14 protein-coding genes and 1 pseudogene are annotated in these 25,709 nt (G+C 34.5%); 3 read left to right on the top strand and 12 right to left on the bottom strand.

Annotated features, from left to right (window positions below):
• Positions 1-671, bottom strand: a pseudogene (locus H600_RS0111445) (hypothetical protein); the annotation flags it as partial.
• An 891-nt stretch (positions 672-1,562) separates the two neighbouring features.
• Complete coding sequence (locus H600_RS0111440) at positions 1,563-2,465, bottom strand: LysR family transcriptional regulator (RefSeq protein WP_026728911.1); 903 nt, start codon at positions 2,463-2,465, stop codon at positions 1,563-1,565.
• Between the two features lie 80 nt (positions 2,466-2,545).
• Between H600_RS0111440 and H600_RS0111435 the strand changes: the two genes are divergently transcribed.
• Both H600_RS0111435 and H600_RS0111430 read left to right on the top strand, forming a co-directional pair.
• A complete protein-coding gene (locus H600_RS0111435; RefSeq protein ID WP_026728910.1) occupies positions 2,546-3,166 on the top strand; it encodes an FMN-dependent NADH-azoreductase in 621 nt (206 codons plus the stop codon).
• 458 nt (positions 3,167-3,624) lie between these two features.
• A complete protein-coding gene (locus tag H600_RS0111430; protein ID WP_209320124.1) occupies positions 3,625-6,021 on the top strand; it encodes a glycoside hydrolase family 9 protein in 2,397 nt (798 codons plus the stop codon).
• Between the two features lie 104 nt (positions 6,022-6,125).
• Here H600_RS0111430 and H600_RS0111425 read toward each other — a convergent pair whose 3' ends face one another.
• From H600_RS0111425 to H600_RS0111390, 8 genes are all read right to left on the bottom strand, one after another.
• Positions 6,126-7,292: an alpha/beta hydrolase-fold protein gene (locus tag H600_RS0111425; protein WP_026728908.1), complete on the bottom strand. Its 1,167-nt coding sequence runs from the start codon at positions 7,290-7,292 to the stop codon at positions 6,126-6,128.
• Between the two features lie 178 nt (positions 7,293-7,470).
• Positions 7,471-10,050, bottom strand: a complete 2,580-nt coding sequence (locus tag H600_RS0111420) for a glycoside hydrolase family 9 protein (protein WP_084157379.1) — start codon at positions 10,048-10,050, stop codon at positions 7,471-7,473.
• A gap of 85 nt (positions 10,051-10,135) precedes the next feature.
• Positions 10,136-11,257 carry an alpha/beta hydrolase-fold protein gene (locus H600_RS0111415; RefSeq protein ID WP_026728906.1) on the bottom strand — a complete coding sequence of 374 codons (1,122 nt, stop codon included), beginning with the start codon at positions 11,255-11,257 and terminating at the stop codon, positions 10,136-10,138.
• A 24-nt stretch (positions 11,258-11,281) separates the two neighbouring features.
• On the bottom strand, positions 11,282-12,577 hold the full coding sequence (locus tag H600_RS0111410; protein WP_051234415.1) for a family 8 glycosyl hydrolase: 1,296 nt from the start codon (positions 12,575-12,577) through the stop codon (positions 11,282-11,284).
• A 22-nt stretch (positions 12,578-12,599) separates the two neighbouring features.
• Positions 12,600-14,159 (bottom strand): glycoside hydrolase family 43 protein, encoded by a 1,560-nt coding sequence (locus tag H600_RS0111405; RefSeq protein ID WP_026728904.1) that lies wholly within the window; start codon positions 14,157-14,159, stop codon positions 12,600-12,602.
• Positions 14,160-14,180: 21 nt separating this feature from the next.
• The gene (locus tag H600_RS0111400) at positions 14,181-15,143 is read right to left on the bottom strand and encodes a glycoside hydrolase family 43 protein (protein WP_026728903.1); all 963 of its coding nucleotides are present in this window, start codon (positions 15,141-15,143) and stop codon (positions 14,181-14,183) included.
• A 42-nt stretch (positions 15,144-15,185) separates the two neighbouring features.
• Complete coding sequence (locus tag H600_RS0111395) at positions 15,186-17,123, bottom strand: glycoside hydrolase family 97 protein (RefSeq protein WP_026728902.1); 1,938 nt, start codon at positions 17,121-17,123, stop codon at positions 15,186-15,188.
• A 542-nt stretch (positions 17,124-17,665) separates the two neighbouring features.
• The gene (locus H600_RS0111390; protein ID WP_026728901.1) at positions 17,666-19,783 is read right to left on the bottom strand and encodes a thioredoxin domain-containing protein; all 2,118 of its coding nucleotides are present in this window, start codon (positions 19,781-19,783) and stop codon (positions 17,666-17,668) included.
• Positions 19,784-20,003: 220 nt separating this feature from the next.
• Here H600_RS0111390 and H600_RS0111385 point away from each other — a divergent pair, with 220 nt between their 5' ends.
• Positions 20,004-21,539 carry an MFS transporter gene (locus tag H600_RS0111385; RefSeq protein WP_084157378.1) on the top strand — a complete coding sequence of 512 codons (1,536 nt, stop codon included), beginning with the start codon at positions 20,004-20,006 and terminating at the stop codon, positions 21,537-21,539.
• Positions 21,540-21,601: 62 nt separating this feature from the next.
• On the opposite strand, the gene H600_RS0111380 is transcribed toward H600_RS0111385, so the two are convergent.
• Both H600_RS0111380 and H600_RS0111370 read right to left on the bottom strand, forming a co-directional pair.
• Positions 21,602-23,767 (bottom strand): beta-glucosidase, encoded by a 2,166-nt coding sequence (locus H600_RS0111380; RefSeq protein ID WP_035108584.1) that lies wholly within the window; start codon positions 23,765-23,767, stop codon positions 21,602-21,604.
• A gap of 379 nt (positions 23,768-24,146) precedes the next feature.
• The gene (locus H600_RS0111370; RefSeq protein WP_026728898.1) at positions 24,147-25,709 is read right to left on the bottom strand and encodes a vanadium-dependent haloperoxidase; all 1,563 of its coding nucleotides are present in this window, start codon (positions 25,707-25,709) and stop codon (positions 24,147-24,149) included.

The raw sequence follows: 25,709 nt of genomic DNA, 5'->3' as shown, positions 1-25,709 counted from the left end.
TTCACAAGGTCGCTGATGTTGATTACTTTTGAATCGCCGTTGGCATCAATATAGCTGAACTGCTGGGTAGTCGCGTTGTAGGTTACATCCCCTTCTATCTTCTTAGCAATCTCCTTTATGATGTTAGTCACGGTAGGATTGTTTACGATAGTCTGGAAGTTATTAGCAACATCACCTATAACGTTAATTACAACCTCGTCTCCTGCTTCATTTTTATAAGTATATGTTCCACCACCATTGTTAGTTATAGTCGTTATAACTTCATTAGCTTTTATTATATCAGTAATATTAATTATGTGCGAATCTCCTTTATTGTCAATATAAGCAAATTGATTAGTAGTAGGATTATAAATAACCGTACCTGGAGTTACAGCATTTTCACCCGAAACAACTATTCTATTCCACTTGTCATCATACCAATAGTAGTAACCTGGCTTGATATCACCAATAGTATCAGTTGCAAAAACTAATAAACTATTTACATTACCATTCGTAATTGTAACAGCATCTGTTGTGCTAGTTAATTTAACTCTTGGTATCAAAATACCCTTGTCATTTGAAAGAACTTCTAACTGTGCCGATTTATTTGGAGTCAAGGTTCCAATACCAACCTGCGAATAAGCTGAAATAGATCCTAGAACAAGAAATAAAGGAAGTAATCTATTTTTCATAACTATAATTATTATGTATTTAATTATTTTATAAGGTCTTAAAATTCAAACACCTAGATTTGAAAGTGCAAAGTTCCTTTGAAAATAGATTTGTTTTTGCCAGTAAAAGTTTTAAAACTTATAGATTAAGGTATATATAAATTTTATCCGACAAAACATTCAATATCAACAAATAAGACGATACAACAGAATAAAAATTCTTTCCACTGCAAGAGGAAAACCATTCCAGCCATACTTTCAGGATAACTACAGTCTAAAAAAACTCTGGGTAGTTATTCTAGATTTTGTATTGGCAAATAAGTCTAAGCGGACAAAACTTTCATAGGAGCCTCCATTATAATTCCCAATATTTGTAACATCATAATCGTAAGCACATCCTATTAAGGTATTTGATTCTTTGAAATTCGATTATTCCACTCACAACGGTAATATATCAAAAAAGCTTTCGCAACAAACAAGATGCTGAATCTTCAATTTCTGCTTATATTGAAAAATTTTACAATATAAATAAAAGACATAAGCATTTGGACAATCTGAATATCTTTGAGTATCAAAAATTACAGAGCAAAAATTGAAACGATTGTTTTTAGAGAAAAATTAGATTTGAAATATTTTGTGAATTTCACTCCCAGAAATTAATTTTCTAACATTGAATACTATTAAATGAGCATGAGATACAAATAAAATACAATTTTAATTGGCCCTTTTAAAACCAGATCTTTGCTATTTTTTTATAATACTTCAATTTTATAGAAAATCACAATAATAAATTATGGTTCGAGTCCTGTTCCTGCTACACAGACAAAACCTTCAGATTTCTCTTAAGCTTTTTTGTTTCTATAATTTTGATTTTCTTTGCAGGCACAGATTGCAAATCTTCGCTATCGTTGGCTACATGTCGGAGGAATCGGGCAAATTATTTTTATTCATCTTCTCTATAAAAAGGTTAACTTCTTTCAACTTGTTATTCTTCAGCTTGAATGAATAAAATAATTTTTGCTCTATTATTTTAGAAGACTTAATTGGTGTTTTAATCAAATTTTTATCCAACGCTTCATCGCATAAATGTTTAGGAACTATACTAAATCCATTAGTATTTTTTAAAGCTTCTATTGTGTCCAAATAAGAGGGCAAAATATATCTTGGAACTATTCTAGGACTGGTATTAAATCTAGAATCCCAGAACTTTTTTATATCATTTTGGTTATTGTCATATGTAAACCAAGTTTGATTTTGTAGCCATGTGATGAATTGCTTATCATTTTTTTCAATATTCTCTGGAATAACAATAGAATTGGAGCAAATTAATTCCAACTCTTCATTCTTTAAGTATGTGAATTGATGGTCGTAAGTATCGTATTTTTTTATTCCAACCAACAATTGAATTTTTTCCATTTCAAGAGCTTCAATCAATTCTTTTTCATTTCCAAATTGGGTCACTATATACATGTCAAAAGTATAAATATGATGCATTAATTCTTTCTTGAAAAAGTCTGTTGTACAACCAATTGTTATTGCAGATCGTTGCTTTTTTGTTCTTTGACTTGAATAATATTCTACTTTTTCTAATTCACTTAATGGATTATTAACTTGTGAATATAAAAATTTTCCATATTCGGTAGGTACTAATTTCCGAGTAGTTCTTTCAAATAATTTTTTTCCAATATGGCTTTCCAAGGCAGATAAATGTTTACTAACTCCAGGTTGAGTCATATTTAATTTTTTTGAAGCTTCTGTTATATTATTACATTCATATATACAGCTAAAAGTTCTCAACCATTCCAAATTAATCATAACATATATTATAAATAAGCAAACAAAAATAATTAAAATTATCAATTTATTGACTCTATATTTGTAAAAAAATAGAAAATATGACAAAGACATTAGTTGTAAACTACACACCGAGAAAAGGCTCTTATACCCAAATTTTATTTGATGAATTTGTGGAACTAGCAAAAGGAAAAACAGAAATTAAACATTTAAATTTAGCTGAAACTCCTCCAGAATTATTGTTAGAGAAAAATTTGAATTTAATAATGGAATGGAATATGGGTAAAAGAGACTTTTCAGAAATAGAACTCTTAACTCTATCTAATCATCATAAACTTATTGACGAAGTTATTGCAGCTGATAATATCGTATTGGCTTTTCCTATTTACAATTTTACAATGCCAGCAACAGTAAAGGCTTGGATAGATGCTATTGTCGTTAGTGATAAGACATTTTCTTTTAGCCCTGAGACAGGCTTTAGTGGTCTTTGTAAAGATAAAAAAGCTTTATCAATAGTAGTTAGCGGATTCGATTATAATAACTCAGATAACATCAAGGAATTTGCTTCCTCAACAATAAAACAAAATTTTGATTTTATGGGCATCTCTTCAGAACAAATTTCAGCTTTTGGGGTTGACCAAAATAGAGACCAATTAAATTCAATCCTTGAAAATGCGAAATTGGAAATAAAAACTTTGATTGATAGATGGTTTCCAAATTAATACTAATCCTCAGCATTATTACTTACACTAATATGTTTTAAATATTGCAATCTATATGAGTGCTATGTAAACAAAGACGAGAAAAAATTAACATGCGTATTCTAAAATATTGTAATAATTCCAGATAATCTGGTTAGATATTTGAATGATTCCCTCTACGAGAAGAAATCAAAAGCCTGGGAAGTACTAACTTATCAGGCTTTTTTCTAAAAACGACTCTTCCATAAAATTAAGTCCTTAAAAGCGCATCAATTCTTCTATATTACGCTTCAAATTTGTTATTCAGATTATGAGCAGAAAACTACATTTATAATCTTAATGTTGGTATTTTATCTTTTATTAAATAAAAGTTCAACTATTTGCATTCGTCAAAAAACACAAATCGAAATAACCTGTAAATAATGAAAAATAGAGTGCTTATTTTTTTTGCCTTAATAGCAACGATACTACAATTAAAAATGTATGGACAAAACCTAAAACTTCATCCAAAAGGTTATTTTTCTGCTCGTGGACTAGACGTAACCGTCTTTGATGATATTTATCCTGACGGACATCAAACAGGGGTTACAATGATTCAGCATGGTGAACGCGTTATGGCAAATGGAGATTTACGTTTAGAAATCTCGCCAGGACAATGGTCGCCTGTACCGAAAGAAGTCGAAAAAAATATAGATTCGGGTTCGAATACAATATCTCAGACTTTATCTTATCCTGATGAATCTAAAAATCGCAGTGGCTTTAATCCAATAGATTATCCTGATTTGAAATTAAAATATAAAGTAAATGTAACGCCTACAGATGGAAATAATTTTCGAATTACAGTCGATTTAGATAATGAAATCGATGCAAAATGGTTAGGAAAAATTGGTTTCAACATTGAATTGTTTCCGGGCGATTTGTTTGGAAAGTCCTATATATGTGATGGAAATTTCGGCATTTTTACTCCTTCTCCTTACGGGCCTCTTCAATCACAAATGGATGGACAGAGTCTTGGAACGCCTCTCTGTAAAGGAAAAAAAATTACAATTGCCCCCGAAAGCGATTTATCGAGAGTAACGATTCAGTCTAATTTAGAAGATATTGCATTATGGGATGGAAGAATTAATCATAACAATGGGTGGTTTATTGTCCGCGCGCCAATTTCTAAAACTTCTGGGAAAAGGGTTATTGATATTGTTGTTTCTCCAAATGTTATTCCGAATTGGACTTACAAGCCGGTTGTTCAGGTTTCGCAAGTTGGCTATTATCCAAAACAATCTAAAGTAGCTATTCTGGAAACGGATCCAAATGATACAGAAACATCAGAAGTAATTTTGATCAAACATGATGAGTTTGGCAAGAAAAAAATCAAAACCATAAAACCTAAAAAATGGGGCGATTTTTTAAGATACAACTATTACCAAATAGATTTTTCTGAAGTAAATGAGGAAGGAATGTACACATTAAGTTATAGAGGAAATGAGACTTCTTCTTTTCAGATAAGCAAAAAGCTTTATGATCGAGATGTTTGGCAACCTATTTTGGAATACTTTTTACCAGTACAAATGTGCCACATGAGAGTGAATGAAAAGTATCGAATTTGGCACAACTTCTGCCATTTGGATGATGCTCAAATGGCTCCAACTAATTTGAATCATTTTGACGGATATGTCCAGGGACCTTCGACACTTACAAAATATAAATCGAATGAAGTTGTTCCAAATTTAAATCAAGGCGGGTGGCACGATGCTGGAGATGATGATTTGAGAGTGGAATCTCAGATTGGAACAGTTTGGAATCTGGCACTGATGTTAGAAGAGTTTAATATCGAATCTTATGATGCGACAAGTATTGATAATGATAAAAAAATAGTTGAAATTCATCAGCCCGATGGTAAATCTGATGCTTTACAGCAAATGGAACATGGATTGGCCTCAATTTTGGCAGGCTATCGTTCTATGGGTCGTTTGTATCGCGGAATCATTACAAACAATTTAAAACAATATGTGCTCCTTGGAGATTTTGGAGGAGTTACGGATAATAAATGGGCAGAAAATCCAAGTGCAAAAGATGATGACAGATGGGTTTTCACTGAAGACAATCCTGATCGTGAATTGTATGTTGCTGGCGGACTTGCCTGTTCTTACCGTGTTTTAAAAATCAGCAATCCAAAATTGGCTACAGAATGTTTAGAAACTGCAAAAGCGCTTTATAATACTTCTTTTGAAAAATCAAAAAGAGCAGAAAGCAAAATAACTGTTCTTGTTGAATTGGCATTAGCAACCAACGAACTAACTTATTTCAATCAAATTGCTTCTTTAAATGGAGAGGTGTTGAAAAATTTCGAAAATTTAGGATGGAGAGTTGGACGAATTAAACATCTCATTAAGGACAAATCATTTCTTGAAAAGCTGAATGCTGAAGCCCAAAAATGGAGTGCGAAAACCAAAAACAATTCGCTTACAGATTCTCCTTATGGAGTTCCATATAAACCTAATATTTGGGGAGCTGGCTGGACTTTACAGGATTTTGGTGTACAACAATATTATTTCTCAAAATCATGGCCAGAATTTGCAAACTATGAAGTTTACAGCAATGCTTTGAATTTTATACTTGGGGTTCATCCGGGCAATAATACCGCATCGTTTGCTTCGGGAATTGGATCTAATTCGTTGTTGGTTGCCTATGGAATGAATCGTGCCGATTGGTCCTATATTCCTGGCGGAGTAACTTCAGGCACGGCGCTTATTAGGCCAAACTTGCCCGAGCTTAAAAAATGGCCTTACTTTTGGCAACAAACAGAATATGTTATGGGTGGAGGATCAACCGATTTTATGTTTTTAGTTCTTGCTGTCCAAAAACATTTTGGAAAATAAATAGTGATTAAAAAATAAAAAAGATAAAGTATTGATAAGACGTTTTCAATACTTTATCTTTTTTTATATTAAAATGTTTTTTAATCTAGACTTATTTAGAAAGTTTATTTAAACAATTTTGCTGCAAACTGATGTAAACATCTCCTCCATGTAAGCCATTCATGTGCAGTTTCAGGAGATTCGTAATAATCATATTTAATACCTTGTTTTTCCAACATCGTTCGAAATGCTCCTATTGATTTTGGAAAAGGAGCGGGTTCTTTTGTACCTAATCCTAACCAAAAAACCTTTATTTTTTTATTTAATGCACTGCCGTCTTTGTATTTTCCATCCAAAAAGGTGGAAGCATCAAGAGGATCTATACTCGGATAATTTGCTGTACCGCTAAAGCCTCCATAGTACGAGAAAGTTTCCAGATTATTCATCATAATCCTCATTGTTTGATTGGCGCCCATCGAAAGACCTGCGATAGCTCTATTTTCACGATTGGCTATAGTACGAAACTTAGCATCAATCATTGGGATAACTTCGGATATTAATACTTCTTCAAAAATAGATTCTGGACGCTCTTTCTTATCTTTCAGTTCACTGCTTTGAGACTTATAAGCGTAACCATTATCCATTACAATAATCATTGGCTTTGCCTGCTTTGAAGCAATTAGATTATCTAAAATTAAATTGGCTTTACCTTGAGAAGACCAGCCTGTTTCATCTTCAAAACTTCCGTGTTGCAAATAAAGTACCGGATAACGCATTTTCGTATTTTCATTGTAACCTGCAGGTGTATAAATAAAACAGCGTCTAAAAGAATTTGTCAATTTTGAAAAATATTTTTTTTCGCTGACAAGGCCGTGAGGCACATTTTTCAAATCGAAAAATTCCTGATCTCTCGATGGAATTTCGATTCCGCTTCCCCATCGTCCGGCACCATAGAAATACAAACTTCCTGGATCTGGTACCGAAGCTCCGTCAATATTTAACTGGTAATAATGAAATCCTTCATCTTGCGGATTCGATTCTCCTGTCCAAACTCCATTGGCATCTTTTCGCATATCGTATTTTTCACCGCCAATGTCGAGTTGCACTTTATTTGCATCAGGTGCAGAAATACTGGCACGGACACGTCTTTGCGAATTTACCTGTGGAAATTGTTTATCCGACTGATTCATTGTTGAAGGTTTAAAATCTTCAACAATCTGTGTTTCCTGACTCCAGCCTGACTGAAAATACAAGCTGGAAATTAGTATGGCAATATTTAAAAATCGTTTCATGTTTATATTTGTTTATGTTGTGGTTAATTTTACCGCAAAGTCCGCCAGTTTCTTTTTGTCGTTGTGTTCACGTTGTCTTTTAAGTTCGCTAAGCTTTGTCAATAAAAACTTTGCGAACTTTGTGTTCCCGATAGCTATCGGGATTGCGTACCTTGCGGTTAAATTTTAAGCCTGTTTACTATTTTTCATTTGCTAAATCATTTACAGCATTCGCCAAAAAAACATACCAAGCGCCACCGTCTATAATACACTCATTTTCACCCCAAAAAAACGGCCAGTCATCTTTATTTTCTAAATAATCAGGTTTAAGAAAAATAAGTCCGGGAACTACTCCGCCGGCAATAGTTGTAAAATCGGCACGGTTATTTCCGTAAGCTACTTTTTTGGATTTATTTCCAACAGCGTTTACAAAAGATAAATTGGAATAAGGATGGCATCCAAAAATATAGTTCAATCCTTGATAAACAGATTCTTTATCCATAATCTCAGGATAGAATTTATGAATGTAATAATTTGTGCTTGCCCAATTAATCACCTGAGAAGTACCACCCCAGCCTCTCTTAACCAGGGGAACACCGTAAGGATTATCACTATTCTCTTTATTTGTTTTTTCTTTATACTTGATAACATAGCTTCGTAATTTTACTTTGTAGTTATCATCCATAGAAGGCACAGCCAATAAAGCTGAATTAATATTAAATTCTAAATTTTCATCCAATAGTTTCCAAATTCTATCTAGAAAACCTTTTTTATAATTATGGTCTTTTGTGCTTAAGTAAAGCTGTAATATCGCAATCATATCGCTTCCTTTGCCCCATCTCGACATTGGACTATTATCAGGTTTTGCCTTTTTTTCTATTTCAGTTGCTTCGTTTGTCAATTTCACTGCAAGAGATAAGCATTTAGCCGAAAGTTCATCATTATAGCCTTTTAAAGCTCTACTTGCCGAAGCTAATGCACCCGCTGTTCTGTAATCAAGAAAGGAAGAACGATTTGTAAACGCCCATCTATCATCCATCGTACCACTCGAAACTCCATTGGATTCATAAGGCTTAAGACTTGGATTATAAGGCAGATTATCCGTTTCTGTAGAAGCATCGCCTAAATGATGATATTGATGCAGATTAGGAACAACAATTCCTCTTACCGGATGGCCAATATTTTCAACCTGTGCCACAAGATTTAAAACGCCATGCTCTATTTGCTGTAATAAATCGGGCTGGCCATCGGGACGGTGAATGTCTACAAACTGCGTTTTTTGGTCAATAAAAGTTTCATCTCTTTTTACTTTAAATTCTTCCCAAGATTCTACAAAACTGTTGATTACGCTGACATGCGAAAAAGTTTGTATATCAAAATCACCTGCGTCAAACCAGCCTCCAACTGACATTCCGGGAATACGCTCTAAAGGTTTGTATTTTGTTTCTGTAGTAGGGCCTTGTTTGTAACCATCAAAATGTTCATGATTCAAAGGCGCCTGAAGGCAATCGTCTAAAAATGGTTTTCCATGCCAAACTCTATAAGCCTCATTTACTTCCATGTGATCCATTTGAACCGGAAACCAGACATCCATTGTAGGATGCCATACATTTGAGTAAATATTGTCCTCTATTTGAAAAGTGTTTGTTTTTTGATCGCCATATTGGATGTAATAAAGTCCTTTTTCTTTAATAGAACTAAAATCAAACTGAGCATAATTATATCTTAAATAATTTCCCCAAACTTTGACATCAGATTTCAGTTTTTCTACAAATTTCCCGTCTTCATTAAGTTTATAGATTGATGCTTTAGCTAATGCTGTGTCATTTTGATCAAGTTCAATTACCGCCACTTTCTTTTGTCCGGGCATATATCCAACTTGCGAAAAGCCTATTACAGGTTCTCTTGTCCAATTAGGAATTGCGTTAGGTTCTACATACCAAGTCAATACTTTTCCTGTTTTATTTGAAGGAAGTATACTTCGCGCAATAAACCAGCCATTCTGTCCAAGATTTCTTCCATCAAAAAGCATAATCTCCTGATCTTCCGACTGAATTTTTACTGTGCGCTCCGGATTTTCAGGTGCGAAAATGAAATTCTTCCCGGAATCTAATGGAAGAGTCGTTATAAATTCCTTTTTTCCGCGATCATCAAATGTGGTATGTCCGGCGAATTGTGGGATTTTTTGAGATAAAGGCTTTATTTCAGTATTTCCTGAAGGATAACGCGGAAACGTTCCTGCCTTTCCATCAACAACATAATTACTTTCAAAATAAGATGTTGGCAAAAATTCCATATTAAATCCTGCTCTTCCTTCCAATTGCTTCGGAACTGGCTTATCTAGAAAAACATTGATCAAGAATCCGTTTCCTTTTGATGTTACTATTATTTTGGAATCAAAATCAAATTCTTCATATGTAAGTGTAACTTCAATGGTATTGTTCGCCTTATCTACTTTTCGGCTTGTCATTAACGGAATCAAATCCCATTGTTCTGGAGTGTTTTGAAGCCTGATAGCGCCGCCGGTCACGGTTCTTACACCATGATGAATAAACTCTATACCGGCAGTTTTTTCGTCAAAGAACATTCCGTTATATTCATTGCTAAAAACCAAAACATTTAATCCTCGGGTTTCAAAATATTCCTTTTCGTTTATTTTCAATTTTTGGGAAAATGAAATAGTTGACCAACTAAACAAACAAAGAAATAGGAATACTTCTTTCCATTTTTTATTCTGGAAGTTCAAAAGAACTGTTGAAATGCTATTAAGTTTAGACATAATTTAGATTTTATTCGATTAACCCAAACAATTACTTCTTAGGAAATGTTCAGATCAATGGATTGAATTAGTACTGTTGAAAAATCTACTTAAATAAAAGCGGGGCTAATTCTTTGAAACTACGACGCCAAGTCAAAAATTCATGAGCTGTATTTTCAGAGATATAAGAAACCGCATTATATCCGGCATCTTTCATCGCTTTTATTGAAGTTTCTACCGCTTCGGGTCTCTCTTTGCTTCCACAGCTTACAAATACAAGTTTTACTTTAGATTTATCCTTAATTTCTTCAGGTTTATAAATGCCACCGCTAAGAAGTGCATAATGAGAGAAAACTTCAGGTTTATTAAGTGTAATACTGTGTGTCTCCATTCCTCCCATCGACAAACCAGCCATGGCACGATTAGCCTGATTAGCAAGCGTACGGAAATTTGAGTCGATATACGGAATTAATTCATCAACAAGAACAGTTTGAAATGGCTCTATCTTGAAACTTGCCAAACCTCCAAATTTGATTTCATTTGTCATTCCGTAAGTCATTACAATAAGAAATGGTTTTATTTTTCCTTCTGCAATCAAGTTATCCATTATTAAATTGACACGTCCTTGGTTGCTCCAAGCCGTTTCATCTTCTCCCCAACCGTGCTGTAAATACAAAACCGGATATTGTTTCGTTTTATCTTTATGATAACCTGGCGGTGTATACACAAATGCTCTGCGTGAAGTGTTGGTGCTTTTTGAAGGAAAAAGAATTTGCTGAACATTTCCGTGTGGCACATTTTTCAATGCATAAAAATCTTGGTCATGCGCTGGTATTTCAATTCCGCTTTCCCATCTGGTAGAGCCATAAAAATTGAGTGCCCCCGGATCGTTAAAAATTCCGCCATCGACCGTAACATGATAATAATGAAATCCTTCATCCATTGCTCCAGCCGTGGTGCCTCTCCAGTAACCATCTTCTCCTTTAACGAGTGTAGTTCCTCCTTTTGCTCCGCCTAATCCAAGACTTACCACAACCGACTTGGCTTCAGGAGCTAAAATTTGAAATCGCGCATAACCCTGAGAATTAACTTTCGGATATTCCTGTCCGGGCTGGTTAACCGTTGAAGGCTTAAAATCTTCGATAATTGAAGTCGGACTTGCTTGTGAAAAACCAGTACTGGCTGACAAAATAAATGCCCATAACATTACAATTGTATGCTGTTTCATATTGTTATTTTTTAAGTTTAAAAATTAATTAGTTGATGGAGTTATAATTTTATAATTTCCACTTAGATGCATTAAACTAAAGAGATACATCAATCCATCATAATACGGATCAAAATAACCATCTTCATAAGGTTCCAGTTTGGCATTCCAAACCGCATGAACAAAATCGATACTATTTTTGTCTTTGCTTACCAATGATGCCGTAGCCGAAGTTGCCACCAATCCGATCGAATGTCTTAGTTTTTTAACCGAACCAGCTTGCAGAATAAAATCAGGTTTAGTACCATCCAGATTGAATTGATCTTCAAAAGTGTCCAATCCTTTTGATCTGAGGAAATTTTGAAATTTAGAAGCGTATTCTTCCTGCCATTTTTTATCTTTTCCGTACCAAGCATAATCCATTGCAATGTTCATAGGAACTCGCCAGGAATCATATCGAAATCCCGGTGGCATCCATGGTGTAGGATGAGGTTCGCCAGTAAACTCGGTATAATCTGAGTTTAAGCCTGTTATCGGATGCGTTGCTTTATGCAGAAATTGTCGCGAAACATCAGCACATTCTTTGTAAAACTGTTCGTGGCCATCTTTTGCATACAATGCCCATATTTCGAAAAATGCTGGAACATGATAAGAAGGATCTGTCCAATTGTAACCACCACCTTCAGGCACGAATGATATTTGCTTATGTTCGGTATTGATAATATTGTGGATGTTGCCAGTGCCATCTTTTTTCCACATATTATCCAAAATTCTTCTGGCTTCTTTGTAATAATCTATTCCTGTAGTATTGCCCCATTTGTTAGACGCAAAAAGCAAACTTGTCACAAAATACAACTCACCATCTGAAGCAGATCCAGCCGAATTTTGCTTTTTGGTCTGAGGATCAACACTCCATGCAAAATAACCTTCTCTTGGTCCATCGTGATGTTGCATGTATTTGACCGACCATCGCCAAATTCGATCAAAAACTTCTTTTTTATCAAGCTGAACCGCAACCATCATTCCGTATGACATTCCTTCGGTACGCGCATCTTTGTTTTTGACATCCGATACATATCCTAAAGAATCGCCCTCTTCAAAATACACTTTGTTTGGTCCTTCAAAAACATCATAATATGCTTTCGCTAATTTTTTATCAATATCATTTTGATTGTATCCTGCCTCTTTAAAAAGATTGCGATATTGAGGTGCTTTAATTTCTGATTTTTCTTCCTTCTTTTTATTCTGACTAATAACAAAAACTGGTAAAATCAATCCCAAAACCAACACCAGATAGTGAAGTCTTACGAGGGATTCGCCTGTGAAATTTTTATCTATCATCACTTTTGTCTTTTTATCTTTATTAATAATTAATTCGAAACCAATCAAAATCCACATAGCCACCAGTATTTTTTGTGGCATAATTGAAAAGACCAAAACGATAACCCATAAAGTGAGGAAGCGTATATTCCATTTTTAAAGTTTCGCCTATCGCATTCCAAACTTTTCCGTCCAAGCTATAGAAGAAGTTTGCTTCATCTTTTTTATTGGTAAAGTCACATTCAATCTTTAAATAAACCTGGTTTTGATTTAATGGAATTCGCTGTACTTCAAAAGCTTTATCTGAAATAGTATTTACCATTACAATGAATTTTTGCCCGTTTTCAGCTTTTATCCCAACCAAACCATATTCTTTTTGCAAAGCACTCAAGCCGGCGAAATCACCTTCTTTCATTTGTGAAGCATCCAAAGAAACAGAAGCTTTGCTTGTTGGCCCAATAGTGCGCTGCGTTAACGTATTTCTTGCGGAAAGAAAATCATTGTCAATTCTCCCTGTTTTAAGACGCAGAAATCCTTTTCTTTCTTTTAAAGTCCAAAGTGCATTATCAGGATTATGATTCCATTGCCAAACTAATGGCAGCGTTTCTTGTCCTTTCTTTCGATTGAATTCATCTGAGTCCACTAAATTTGGGATCAGACTTTTATTGGATGGTAATTCTAAAGTTTCAGGAACTTTATTGTTTTCGCCCAAAATTGGCCAGTCGTTTTCCCACTTTACTGGAACTAAATATGGAATTCTACCGACAGCGCCAAAATCGCGAAACAGATAAGAAAACCAACGTCCATCAGGAGTATCGATAAGTCCGCCTTGTGCAACACCTAAATCCTGCAGACCAACTTTTCCTTCCCAAGGACCGGTAATATTATTGGCGCGATGTATAACTACAGTACGCATTCCGTCTTTTGGCCAACAGATATTAAATAAATAATATTTGCCTTTAATTTTGAATAATTGTGAGCCTTCGGCACCAAGCATAATGTTATTTCCAGCAGGCAGACTAGCATTTTCAATAATAATTTTTTCGGGAACATTTTGTTTGATTCCTGTTAAATCATCATTCAATTCTACTAGTTTGATTTGGCTCGAACCGTAAACTAAATAAGCCTTTCCATCATCATCAAAAAACAAGGAATGATCATGATAATCAGGTCTAAAAGAAACCCTTTGCCAATTTCCTTTTTCTATATCTTTTGTTTTAAAAATATAGGTCTCGCCCGTTGTTTGAGCAAAAGTCGTTACATAATAAGTTCCATTGTGAAAACGCAAACTGCTTGCCCATGAACCTCTGCCATAGGTACTTTTCCCATCTGTTAAATTTAATTCAGGCATATCTGCCAAAGTATCATAGGCATAATTAATTAGTGTCCAATTAACTAAATCTGTAGATTTCATAATGGGCAAACCGGGACTCATGTGCATTGTAGTACTGCTCATGTAATAATTTTTCCCGACTCTAATAATAGAAAGATCCGGCACATCAGAAAAAATTATCGGATTTTGCGCTTTTTTTCCTTGCGCTGAAGCAGTCATCTGAACAATCAAAATGAAGAAGGTAAAAATCAAGCTAATTCTTTTTTTCATAACATAAAAAATTAAAATCCTTTACTTGATTTTGCTCACACCTTCAGTTGTTTGTATTATTTTCTGAATCGTTCCATCTTTATTGTAATGCATATAATCTACGCAGATAGATCGTCTGTAGCTTCCACCAGTTGGCAGACTTCCGTTATGATAGAAAAAATAAGATTTGCCTTTAAAGTCAATAATACCTGGGTGTGTGGTAAAACTATTTTGTACATTTTCCTGAATAATTCCTTGATAAGTCCATGGTCCTGTGATGCTTTTAGCCGTGCAATATTCAATCATTTCTGGTTTTGTGCCTGCACTGGCATAGACCAAATAGTAAAGCCCTTTTCTTTTATAAACCCAAGGTCCTTCGATATAATTCTTGGGTTTGAAAGTAGTAATCTCCCCATCCAATTCTGTCATGTTTTTTTTAAGTTTAACCCATTTGCAGCTTCCATTTCCCCAAAACATATAAGCTTGACCATCATCGTCAACAAATACAGTTGGGTCAATATCGTCCCAAGCATATTTCATGTCTGTAGTCATTTCATTTATAATAAGTGCTTTGCCAATTGCATCTTTAAAAGGCCCAACAGGACTGTCAGAAACCGCTACACCAATTGCGGCTCCGCCGGCACTTCTATCGTCTTTTTTATGAAATGTAGAGACAAACCAGTAAAATTTGCCATCTCTTTCAATACATTGAGCGGCATAAGCATCGCCTGTTGCCCATGAAAATGTGCTAGGTGAAAGCAGTGCTCCATGATCTTTCCAATCTTTCATGTTGGTTGTAGAAAACACATGCCAGTCGGCCATTTTGTAGTTTGTATCCTGCTCTGTTGCTACATCATGGCCTGTATATAAATACAAGGTTCCTTTATGTACAATTGGAGCCGGATCAGCAGTAAAAATATCTTTGATAATAGGATTTTGCGCTTTCAATTTAAATACTGATAAACAGCACATTACTATAAATGCTATTTTAATTTGGTTCTTCATTATTGTGGTTTTTGGGTTAATAGTTATTTTTTTGCAATTATTTTATTTTTCAATCGGAATTAATGAAATCACAAAGCCTCCTCTTCTAAGCAATTTCACTTCAATCGTCTTATCTTTATTTACTTCCAAAACTTGGGAAGAAAATGCTTTATCGTGTTTGCCATCTGCAATAACAATAGCATGATAATCAATCCCTTTTTGTAAAAAATCTAGTTTAATCTCTTTTGTAAGCTCTTCACGTTCTGAGGCGCTAATTCCTCCAATGTACCAAGAGCCTCCTTTTCTGCGCGCCATTATCACATCTTTGCCTGGATAACCATCTATAAGTTTGGTTGCATCCCACGTTGTTGGAACTTCTTTTAAGAAGTTTTTTGCCCCGTCAGGTAATTGGTTATATCCTTCAGGCCTGTCTGCAAAATGCTGGAAAGGAGACTCAAAAAGTACAGAAAGAGCCAATTCATGTCCATAAGAAGTATGATGCGGAAATTGAGAATTGGTAAAAGTCACAGGAGTGTAATCCATTGCTCCTACTACATTTCTTGTAAAAGGCAAAATGGTATTATGCTCTGGTGCTGTGGTAGAAAATTCCGGTCCGTTATTATACCACTCAGCGCCTCGTACAGCTTCATAAGTCATTAAATTTGGATAAGTTCTTGACCAGCCACGTGGTACAATACAGCCATGAAAATAGACCATGATTTCAAATTGTGCGGCATCTTCCAGAATATCCAGATAATAGTTGATCATATCCTGCTTTTCGCTTTCGAAAAAATCAACTTTAACCCCAGCGACGCCACGTTTTTTAAGTTTTGTAAATTCTTCTACTCTATTTTTATGCGTCAGCATTCGGTCTTTCGGTGTTGATGGAACCCATGTGTGATCTCCTCCTGAATTATACCACATCAAAGGTCTTATGCCTTTTGAATGGATATATTTTAAAGCATCTTCTAAATTTCCGCCATTTGACATAGCATCCCATTCCCAGTCCAAAAGCGTATAAGGCCAATTCATTTCTACAGCTAAATCTGTAAACTCGCATACAATTTTAAAATCTTTCGTTCCGTGATTGCTTGACCAATAATTCCAGGAAACTTTTCCCGGTTTTATCCAATCAGTATTTTTAAAAGCAGTTGGAGCCGAAACATCTTCTACCAATGTACTCTCAACAATATCTGCTAAACTGCCAATAGTAATTACCCGCCAAGGTGATTTCCACGGAAGTGAAGTTTTTGGTTTTGATTCACCAGTTCCTCTCGCATCCTGTTGATCTGGAAAAGTAAGTTTGTACGTATCGATCTCTTTAATATTGCTTAATTTTGTTCCGCAATAACTGCGGTTTAAATCAGCCTCATGTAATAAAAACCAACATGATTTATCTGAGGAATTAAACAGTGCCGGATAACACCATTCCTGCCGAAGAATTTTATCATCACTGGATGAAGCGTATAATCCTTCATTGGCCGGATTCCATTTTTCTAGCCATCGCTTGTTTTCTTTTGGTATTTGATAAGCTGTAAATTCTTCATTAATGATATAAGAACCTTGTTTTTCTGGAAATTCATATCGAAATGTAACACCATCATTATAGGCTCTTATAATAATATTTAATTTGGCTTTGCTCGGATTCTCGAAAGAAACAGTTATTTCATTGGCAGAGTTTTCGCGCACTGACTTCTTCCCAAATGGAAGTTCATATCGATCTATAATTGGTTTTGGCTTTGTCGCTTTTAAAAAATGAAGCTCTTTTGAAAAATCCTGATCACTTCTTGAAAGACCTAAATTTACCTTCGGTAATATTTCTGTCATCTGGTCAGCCGTTTTATAAGATATTTTCAAGTACCATTCACTTTTTATAGTTGAATCAACAGCATGTAAAACCGTCCTAATTTTTCCATTTGGCGATTGCAAAATGATATTTTGCGACCAAATATGAGAGATGTTAAATGAAGCGAAAAGCAGTAAGATAATTTTTAATTTCATGATTTTGGGTAATTCGATCAGCCAGATTATAAATAGAATAATTATGAAGCAATTAAAAAGCCGAAAGGATTAAGCTTCCGGCTTTACGATTTAAAAACTAAGGCATTTAGTTATAAACAGATTCTGTAAAATAACACTTATAACCCACCACAAACTTTTAAACCAATTTTTATCTTTCAACATATAATTGCTTTATAATAAAACAATTAAATGCAATACTAACTTTATTTACTTATTCAATAACGATATGAAAATTTTATCTAATCATGAATAAGTGTATTTATTACAAATATAAAAAAACAAATTAAAACACAACCGGTTGTGCAATAAAAAACATTAATTTTTAATAAAAAATTAGTTATAAAAAAATAATATATATTATTTTTATGCTAATAAAATATAATATCTGTATTTTCACTTATGCCTTACTAAAGAAACTTACAGATTTATAACCCTTATTAAATATTCTTTGAACAAGTCGTAAAAAAATCATTACAATTTTTCTATCAAAACTCAGTTAATCAAGAACATATAGGCATTATTTACTGAATATTGCTATTGATTTTACTGACTGCCGTTACAACATCCACTTCAGGTTTTTTACAAGATTTGTTTACGCATATATAGATGTAAGTTTCATTTTCATCAAAACGATTTTCTAATAAAGGAATCCTGCTCTCTTTTGTGGATCCGGCAATCAAAATATTAGGCAAATAATAACTTTGAAGTTGATTTGTTTTGGACATAGCCTCTTTACCAGAAATGGCTACTTCAAAATAATTATCAGTATAATTCAGCATTAAATCCAACCAATTGTAGTATTCCATAGGCGCTTCTAAAGCATTAACTTTTATGTTATTCAACATTCGCTGTGCGGTTTCTGAATAAATATCATTAGAATAATAATGTCCCAATAAAAATAAATTATGCGCCAAAATTGAGTTGGAACTCGGAATAACATTATCTACCACTTCCATTTTGCGTGCTATTAAACCTGTAGAAGCATCAGTTGCAAAATAAAAAAGGTTTGATTTTTTATCCTGAAAATGTTTGATAGCGTAATCAGTTAATTGCTTAGATTTGTTCAGCCATTTTTCATCAAGCGTAATTTGATATAGCGCAATAAAAGCATCTACAACACTGGCATAATCTTCTGCAAAACCAGCAATACTGCTTTTGTCATCTTTATAATTATGATTCAAACTTCCATCTTTTTGCATTTGATTATCCACAATAAAGTTGGCATTTTTTAAAGCGACCTCTTTATAATGCAGATTCTTAAATGTTCTATATGCAGTTACATAACCTTTTATCATTAAAGCGTTCCATGAAGTCAATGTTTTATTATCGACATGTGGACGAGGTCTTTTATTTCGTGCTGCTAAAAGAATATGCTTCCAGTTTTTAATTTTTGAATCCAATTGAGCTGAAGTCAATTTATTTTGAAAAGCAAACTCTTTATCCGACTGATTTTTAAATAAAACATATTTTTGGTTTTCCCATAAACCTTGTTCATTACTATTATAGTACTTCTGAAAAAGCAAATAATCTGATTTTAATAATGACTGCAATTCTTTTTTATCCCAAACATAATACGCGCCTTCCTCTAATTTATTTTCTTTGTTTTTGCTGTCGGCATCTATCGAAGAATAAAAAGCTCCGTTAGAAGCCATGAGTTCTCGTTCCACAAAATTCAGCGTCTCATATACTGTCTTTTTATAAAGTTCATTCTTTGAAACCAGATAGGCCTCGGAATATAAACTTACCAACTGCGCGTTATCGTACAGCATTTTTTCAAAGTGAGGAATATGCCATTTTATATCTACCGAATATCTGGAAAATCCACCACCGATAGCATCATAAATTCCGCCATCAGCCATTTTTGTCATTGTATTGAAAACAAAATTTTGAGTAGCTTTATCATTATTCTGGACACTGTAACGCAGCAAAAATTGTAAAGAAGCTGGCATTGGAAATTTGGTTTGGCCAACTAAACCTCCATCTTTATGATCAAAGTGTTCTTTCCATGATTTTACAGAAGCCGATATCTCCGTTTTATTAAAATTGACAGCATTAGTATTGACCGCAATTAATTGTGATTCTTGAATTCCTTTTACTAATTTATCTGCATATTCGCTGGCCTTATTTGGGTCTTTCTTGTATAAATTAGAAATTTCGGTTAAAGCTTTTGTCCATTGTTGTTTTGTAAAATAAGTCCCTCCAAAAATTGGACGACCATCTGGAAGTGCAATACAATTTAATGGCCATCCGCCTTCGCCAGTCATCAATTGTACGGCATTCATATAAATTTGGTCAATGTCTGGGCGTTCTTCTCTATCAACTTTTATGCTGATGAAATTGTCATTCATTAATTTGGCAACAGAATCGTTTTCAAAACTTTCTTTTTCCATAACATGACACCAATGACAAGAAGAATATCCTACTGAAATAATGATAAGCTTATTCTCTGCTTTTGCCTGATCTAAAACTTTCTTATTCCACGGTTTCCAATTTACAGGATTGTGCGCATGCTGTAAAAGATACGGACTTGTCTCATTGATCAAATCATTCGTATATTTATGATATTCTTTTTGATTCTGTTTTTTATCGCAACTTAAAAAAAAGCAGAAAACAAAAAATAAAAGGTATTGAATACGCATATAAATAAATTGTAAAAGTGTGAATAATGACTTGGGTTGCAGGAGTTTTTAGAAACTTATGAAGCGAAAATAGCAATTTATATTTAAAAGATTTATCGAAACAAAAGAATGCTTCAAATGTTCTATTAAAGGCTTCAAAAGTGACAATCTTATTTCAGCTTTCAAGCTATTTTTACAGTTAGCATTTTATTCATATTAAAAGAAGGGAAATTTTTGACAGATGAAAAAACTCAATACTATTTTAACTATAAACCATTTTATCGATAGAAGCAAAAAACAATACGTATATACGAGTAAAACATCTGAAAAACTTTCTGTGTTAGAAAAAATAGGCTACGGTTTGGGAGATTTTGCAGCAAATTTGATTTTTCAAACTTTGCTTACTTTTTTAGCTTTCTTTTATACAGATGTCTATAAGATTCCTGCCGGTACAGCAAGTATTATTATTTTTATTGGCGGTTTTATCGGTGCTTTCTTTAATATTTTTATGGGTATTGTTGCTGATCGTACCCAAACAAAATGGGGAAAATTCAGACCTTGGATTTTATGGACTGCATTACCTTTTGGAATTGGTTCTATTCTAACTTTTTTAACGCCAAATTTTAATGAAACTGGCAAAATCGTTTATACTTTACTAACCTATTTCTTCCTAGTACTAATATATTCAGCCAATAATTTGCCTTATGTCGCCCTGAGTGGCGTTTTGACGGGTGATATGAAAGAAAGAAATAGTCTTTCATCCTATCGCTTTGTAGCAGTAATGATTGCTCAATTTGTGATTCAGTCTCTATTATTGCCGTTAGTCTTAATTTTTGGCCATGGCGATAAAGCAGTTGGTTTTAAAAATACGATGATATTATTTGCTGTGATAGGCACAATTTGTTTGCTGATCACTTTTTTTACAACCAAAGAAAGAATTCTTCCTTCTAAAAAACAAGAATCTTCAGTGAAACAGGATTTTACTGATTTGTCCAAAAATGGTCCCTGGCTAGTTATGTTGCTTGTTACTATATTGGTATTTATAACCTTGTCCTTAAAAGGGGGAATGTATGTATTTTATTTTAAGTATTACCTAGACCCAGGTGCGCAAACCTTATTTTTGAACAATATCGGTTTTACAGCATTTATTCAAGATCTCAACAATAAAATGATCTCAATGGGATTAGTTGATTTTCAGTGGCCAAAAGATGCTCCTACTTCTGCATTTAGTCTGTTTAATGCTGGCGGAATTCTTTTTATGATTCTAGGCATTTTAATTTCGAAGCCATTTGCAGATACTTTTGGAAAAAGAAACATTTATATAAGTTTTATTTTTTTGTCAGCTACAAGTCTATTATTTTTCAATTTTTACAGCAGAACAGCTATTGAAATAGTTTTTCTTACCCAATTAGTACACGGTTTTATTTACGGAGTAACAATTCCGTTATTATGGGCTATGATAGCTGATGTAGCTGATTATAGCGAATGGAAAAACCATAGAAGAGCAACTGCTACTGTTTTTTCGGCAATGCTTGTAGGATTAAAAATTGGAATAAGTATTGGTGGTGCATTAGGCGCGGCTTTTTTATCCAAATATGGTTATGTAGCCGAAGAAATCAATCAGGTGCCCGCAGCAGTCGAAGGAATTAAACTTTCTGTTAGTATTTATCCTGGTTTCATATTTATCATAAGCGCCGTTATGCTGTGCTTTTACAAAATAGATAAAAAAATGGAAATTCAAATAGAAAGTGACCTTAGAGAAAGAAGAGAAAATTAAAATTATGGCAATCTTCTACGAATGCCACAATTTTAATTTATTTGAATTTTTCTAAGCTGGATTTATTGTACTACAATCTTCAAAGCGCTAACAATTTCTTTCGCTGATGTCGCCGTATAAAGTACAAATTCACCAGCTTCAACTTTCCAGCTTGAAGTTTTCTCATCGTAAAAAGCCAAATCTTTTACTTTCAATTTTAAAGAAACCATTTTTTGTTCTCCTGGTTTCAGGAATACTTTATCGAATGCTTTTAATTCTTTCTTTGGTCTTAAAACGGAAGAAGTTGTTTGACCAGCATAGAGTTGAATTACTTCAGCACCGTGCGATTTTCCAGTATTTCTAATTTCACATTTCACAATTATTTCATCATCGATATTGTAAGCTTTTTTATCAGTCGCTACATTAGAAATTTCAAAAGAAGTATAAGATAGTCCGTATCCAAAAGAATATTGAGGTTCAATTCCTTTAGTGTCAAACCAGCGATAACCTACCAATATATCTTCATCATAATTTACCTTCAAATCATGCCCAGGATAAGCTCCTAAAGCATGTGCAGGTGATTGGCTTAAGGTTACCGGAATAGTAAAAGGCAGTTTTCCTGAAGGAAATTCTTTACCGCTCAGTACATCAATTACAGCATTTCCGGCTTCCATTCCACCGTACCATCCCCAAACCAAGGCAGGAACTCTCGATTCAATTCCGGCTAGTTCAAGTGGAGAACCCGCAATAATCACAACAATGGTTTTAGGATTTGCTTTGGCTACTTCCTGAATTAAAGTTTCCTGTCCGTAAGGCAAACGCATGTGAAGTCTGTCAAATGATTCTGAATCAAAATCATGGTTTAATCCTGCAAAAACAATCGCTACATCCGATTTTTTAGCCTGCGCCACTGCTTCGTCAATTAATTTCCAATCTACTTTCTCAGTATTTAATTGCCCATCGCTGCTTCTTTCCACAACATGAGATTGTTTTTCATAACCCTGTGCAAAATTTATTTGTACCGATTTTCCATATTTTTCGGTAATAGCCTGAAGTGGCGTTACTTCATATAACGCTTTTATTTCCGAACTAAATCCGCCACCACAATGCGTACGAGTTGTATTATCTCCAATAATTGCCACCGATTTTAAAGCACTCATATTTAAAGGCAAAGTTTGATTTTCATTTTTTAATAAAACAATCGCTTCGACAGCAGAGCGATAAGCGGCTTGCTGGTGTTCTTTTGTATTTATAGAACCTGTTATTCGTGTTTTAGGATCTAAAACTTTGGTTTTAATCATAACTCGCAAAATATTCGCTACTTTCTCATCTACTACACTTTCTTTTATGCGTCCTTCCTCTACTGCCTTAATCAGTGGATCTGCAAAATACCATTCATCATAATTTTCTTTTTCTGTTCCCATTTCCAAGTCCAAACCAGCAAATGCTGCTTTTTCAGTACTGTGCACGGCATCCCAATCCGACATATAAACGCCTTTGAATTTGAATTCATCCCTAAGAATTGTTCGGCCTAAATAAGTATTTTCGGTACAGTATTCACCTCTAAATTTATTATAAGCTCCCATCACACCTAACACTCCTGCATCAACAATCGACGATTTGAAACCAGGTAAATAAATTTCGCGAAAAGCACGTTCGCTCATATTGACATCAATAACAAAACGATTTTCTTCTTGGTTATTTGCTACAAAATGCTTCACACAAGCAGCAACATCCTGAGTCTGCAAAGCTTTGATATAACTTATGGAAAGTTGCGAAATAAGAAACGGATCTTCGCTCAAATATTCAAAGTTTCGTCCACAAAGCGGAGAACGAATAATATTGATTCCGGGTCCGAGCAAAACATCTTTTTTACGAAAACGAGCTTCTTCACCCAAAACAATTCCGCGCTGCTTTACCAAATCTAAATTCCAACTTGCTGCCATTGCAGTTCCCGGAGGGAAAGAAGTAGACGCATCATCTGTTTGCCCAGTATATTGCCAATTATGACGATTCATTTCTGCTCTGACTCCATGCGGACCATCTGACAATGCCCATTCTGGAATTCCAAGATGTTTTATTTCTGAAGTGTAAAATTTAGAGTTTCCATGCAACATACCCACTTTTTCCTTCAAAGTCATTTTTTTTATCAAATGTTGGATCTTCTTTTCAGTTACGGCATCGGTTTGTGAAAAAGCGGTTTGAAAGAATAGTGAAAACAACATAATAGTTCTAATTTGGAATTTCATTTTATATATTTTTAAAAAACTTTTTGGTCAAGATTGATAATTTGTTTGTAATGATAATGGCGAAAAAAAATCTTTTAACAAGCTTCCAAAAGTAAAGCAATGCGGTATATCCGAATCAAACAAATCGTGCATTTTCTATAAAAAATGAAGCAAACTTGCATGAAATAATCGCATAAAAATCTAAACTCAACACAAAAATTAATAACATTACTTCTCAATTTTATTTTTTACAGAATTTCAAATAATCGATACGTAAAGATTTTTTTGGCTTGTTATTTTTTTTATAAAAAGATTAATATGAAAATAAAACCCGACAGGTTTTAGAAACCTGTCGGGTTCAAAATTGGAAAACAACCTAAAAAAAATAATTATTATTTGATTATTCAGCGCCATCTGTTGTTGCCCTTGCAACAGCAAATCCAGCCACTTTTTTACCAAGTGTTAATCCTTTTTCGCAATCACTTCTGTAATGTATAGCACCATACATTCTTGAATTTGATGCTTCAAGTGCCATAGCTTCGTATTCCGTTTTTTTAGCAGGAACAAAATGCGATAAAACGGTACTGGCGGCGGCACTAAAAGTAGAATGTCCCGAAACATACGCTGGGAAATTAGGAACTCCTGTAGTGGTTTTAATCGAAGGATCCATTTGACATGGACGTGGATTGAAGTAGGCGTATTTTGCGTCCCAGCAGCTAATCGCAGCATCCATCATGGCAACATTTAATAAAGCCAAATTTCTTGCCCAGCGAACTTCGCTATACGATTGCTGTACAAAAGTTTCAGAAGCTATAGCGTTCCAATGTCCTGGAGGCGTGTAAGTATCTACTCCGTCAGCCCAAAAACTCACAATTTCCAAATGTTCACGAGACTTGTCCTGACTGAAAGTTTTAATCTCGGCTAATTCTTTGGCAAAAGCTTCAGATTTTGTGGATGGCGGTGCAGGCGGACGATTTGCAACAACATCAGCTTCTGTCATTAAAAATGATTTTACTTTTCCGAATAATGGCAACATTGGAGGTCTTGCCGGTACTTCTAATGATTTCCACGGAATTTCTCCTTTTGCTGCAGTTTCAGTTTCAAATGCTGCCCAAATTGCTGGCGTACCAATAGCTGCTCCCGCTCCGTCTGTTGAAGCACGAGTGATGAATTTTGCCGCAACCTTTCTTCCTAAAATTATTCCGGCATCAACATCAGAGCGAACATTGGCACCACTGATAATGCGATATAATTTTTCTTCTTCGGCTTTTTCGTTTACATAAGCGATTTCAGTTGGAAATAATAATTTCAAAAGTTCAACGGTAACTCCCGTCACAACAGCATCTTCTGAAGGATAAGATGGCAAAGTGCTTTTAGGAATTAGAACCTGCAAACTCGGATCAACAGTATAAGGTGCCGCTCTGTTGTAAAGCTTTTTAAAATGCCAAGCAGCAACGAGAGCATCGTATTGAGCAGCGCTTACATACGCATAAGCTCTCGCCGCATAAGGAGGATTAGAAAATGGAAATTGAGGATAAGCAAACGGATTTGCTGCTGAAGGTGCTGGATACGTTCCATCTTCATTTTGATACGGTGGACGATTGTGTCGTGCGACCAAAGTTCGCAAAATTTCATTCCAGCGAAGCACACTGCCGGCACTCCAATACTCTATTATTCTTTTTTGTTCTTTTGTAATATCAACCTGAAAGCTCTTTATTTCATTGATTTCTCTGGTATATGCAGCTGAATTTGTCGCTACTGGCGCATCTATTGAAAATTCATCGGGCGCAGTTAAAAGATATGTTTTCCAAGTGCCGGCTTCAACATCAGTATTTTTCGGATTTAATTGTGGAAATTCTTCATTTCGCTGTGCAATATCATCATCACAGGAATATATTAGTCCAATGCCTAAAAGTAAAATTATCAGACTTTTAAATGCTATATTTTGAATACTCTTTTTCAT

Source organism: Flavobacterium denitrificans DSM 15936, from assembly GCF_000425445.1.
Taxonomy (GTDB): Bacteria; Bacteroidota; Bacteroidia; order Flavobacteriales; family Flavobacteriaceae; genus Flavobacterium; species Flavobacterium denitrificans.
The sequence above is the reverse complement of the archived record's forward strand: the minus strand, read 5'-3'. Positions and strand labels throughout refer to the sequence as shown.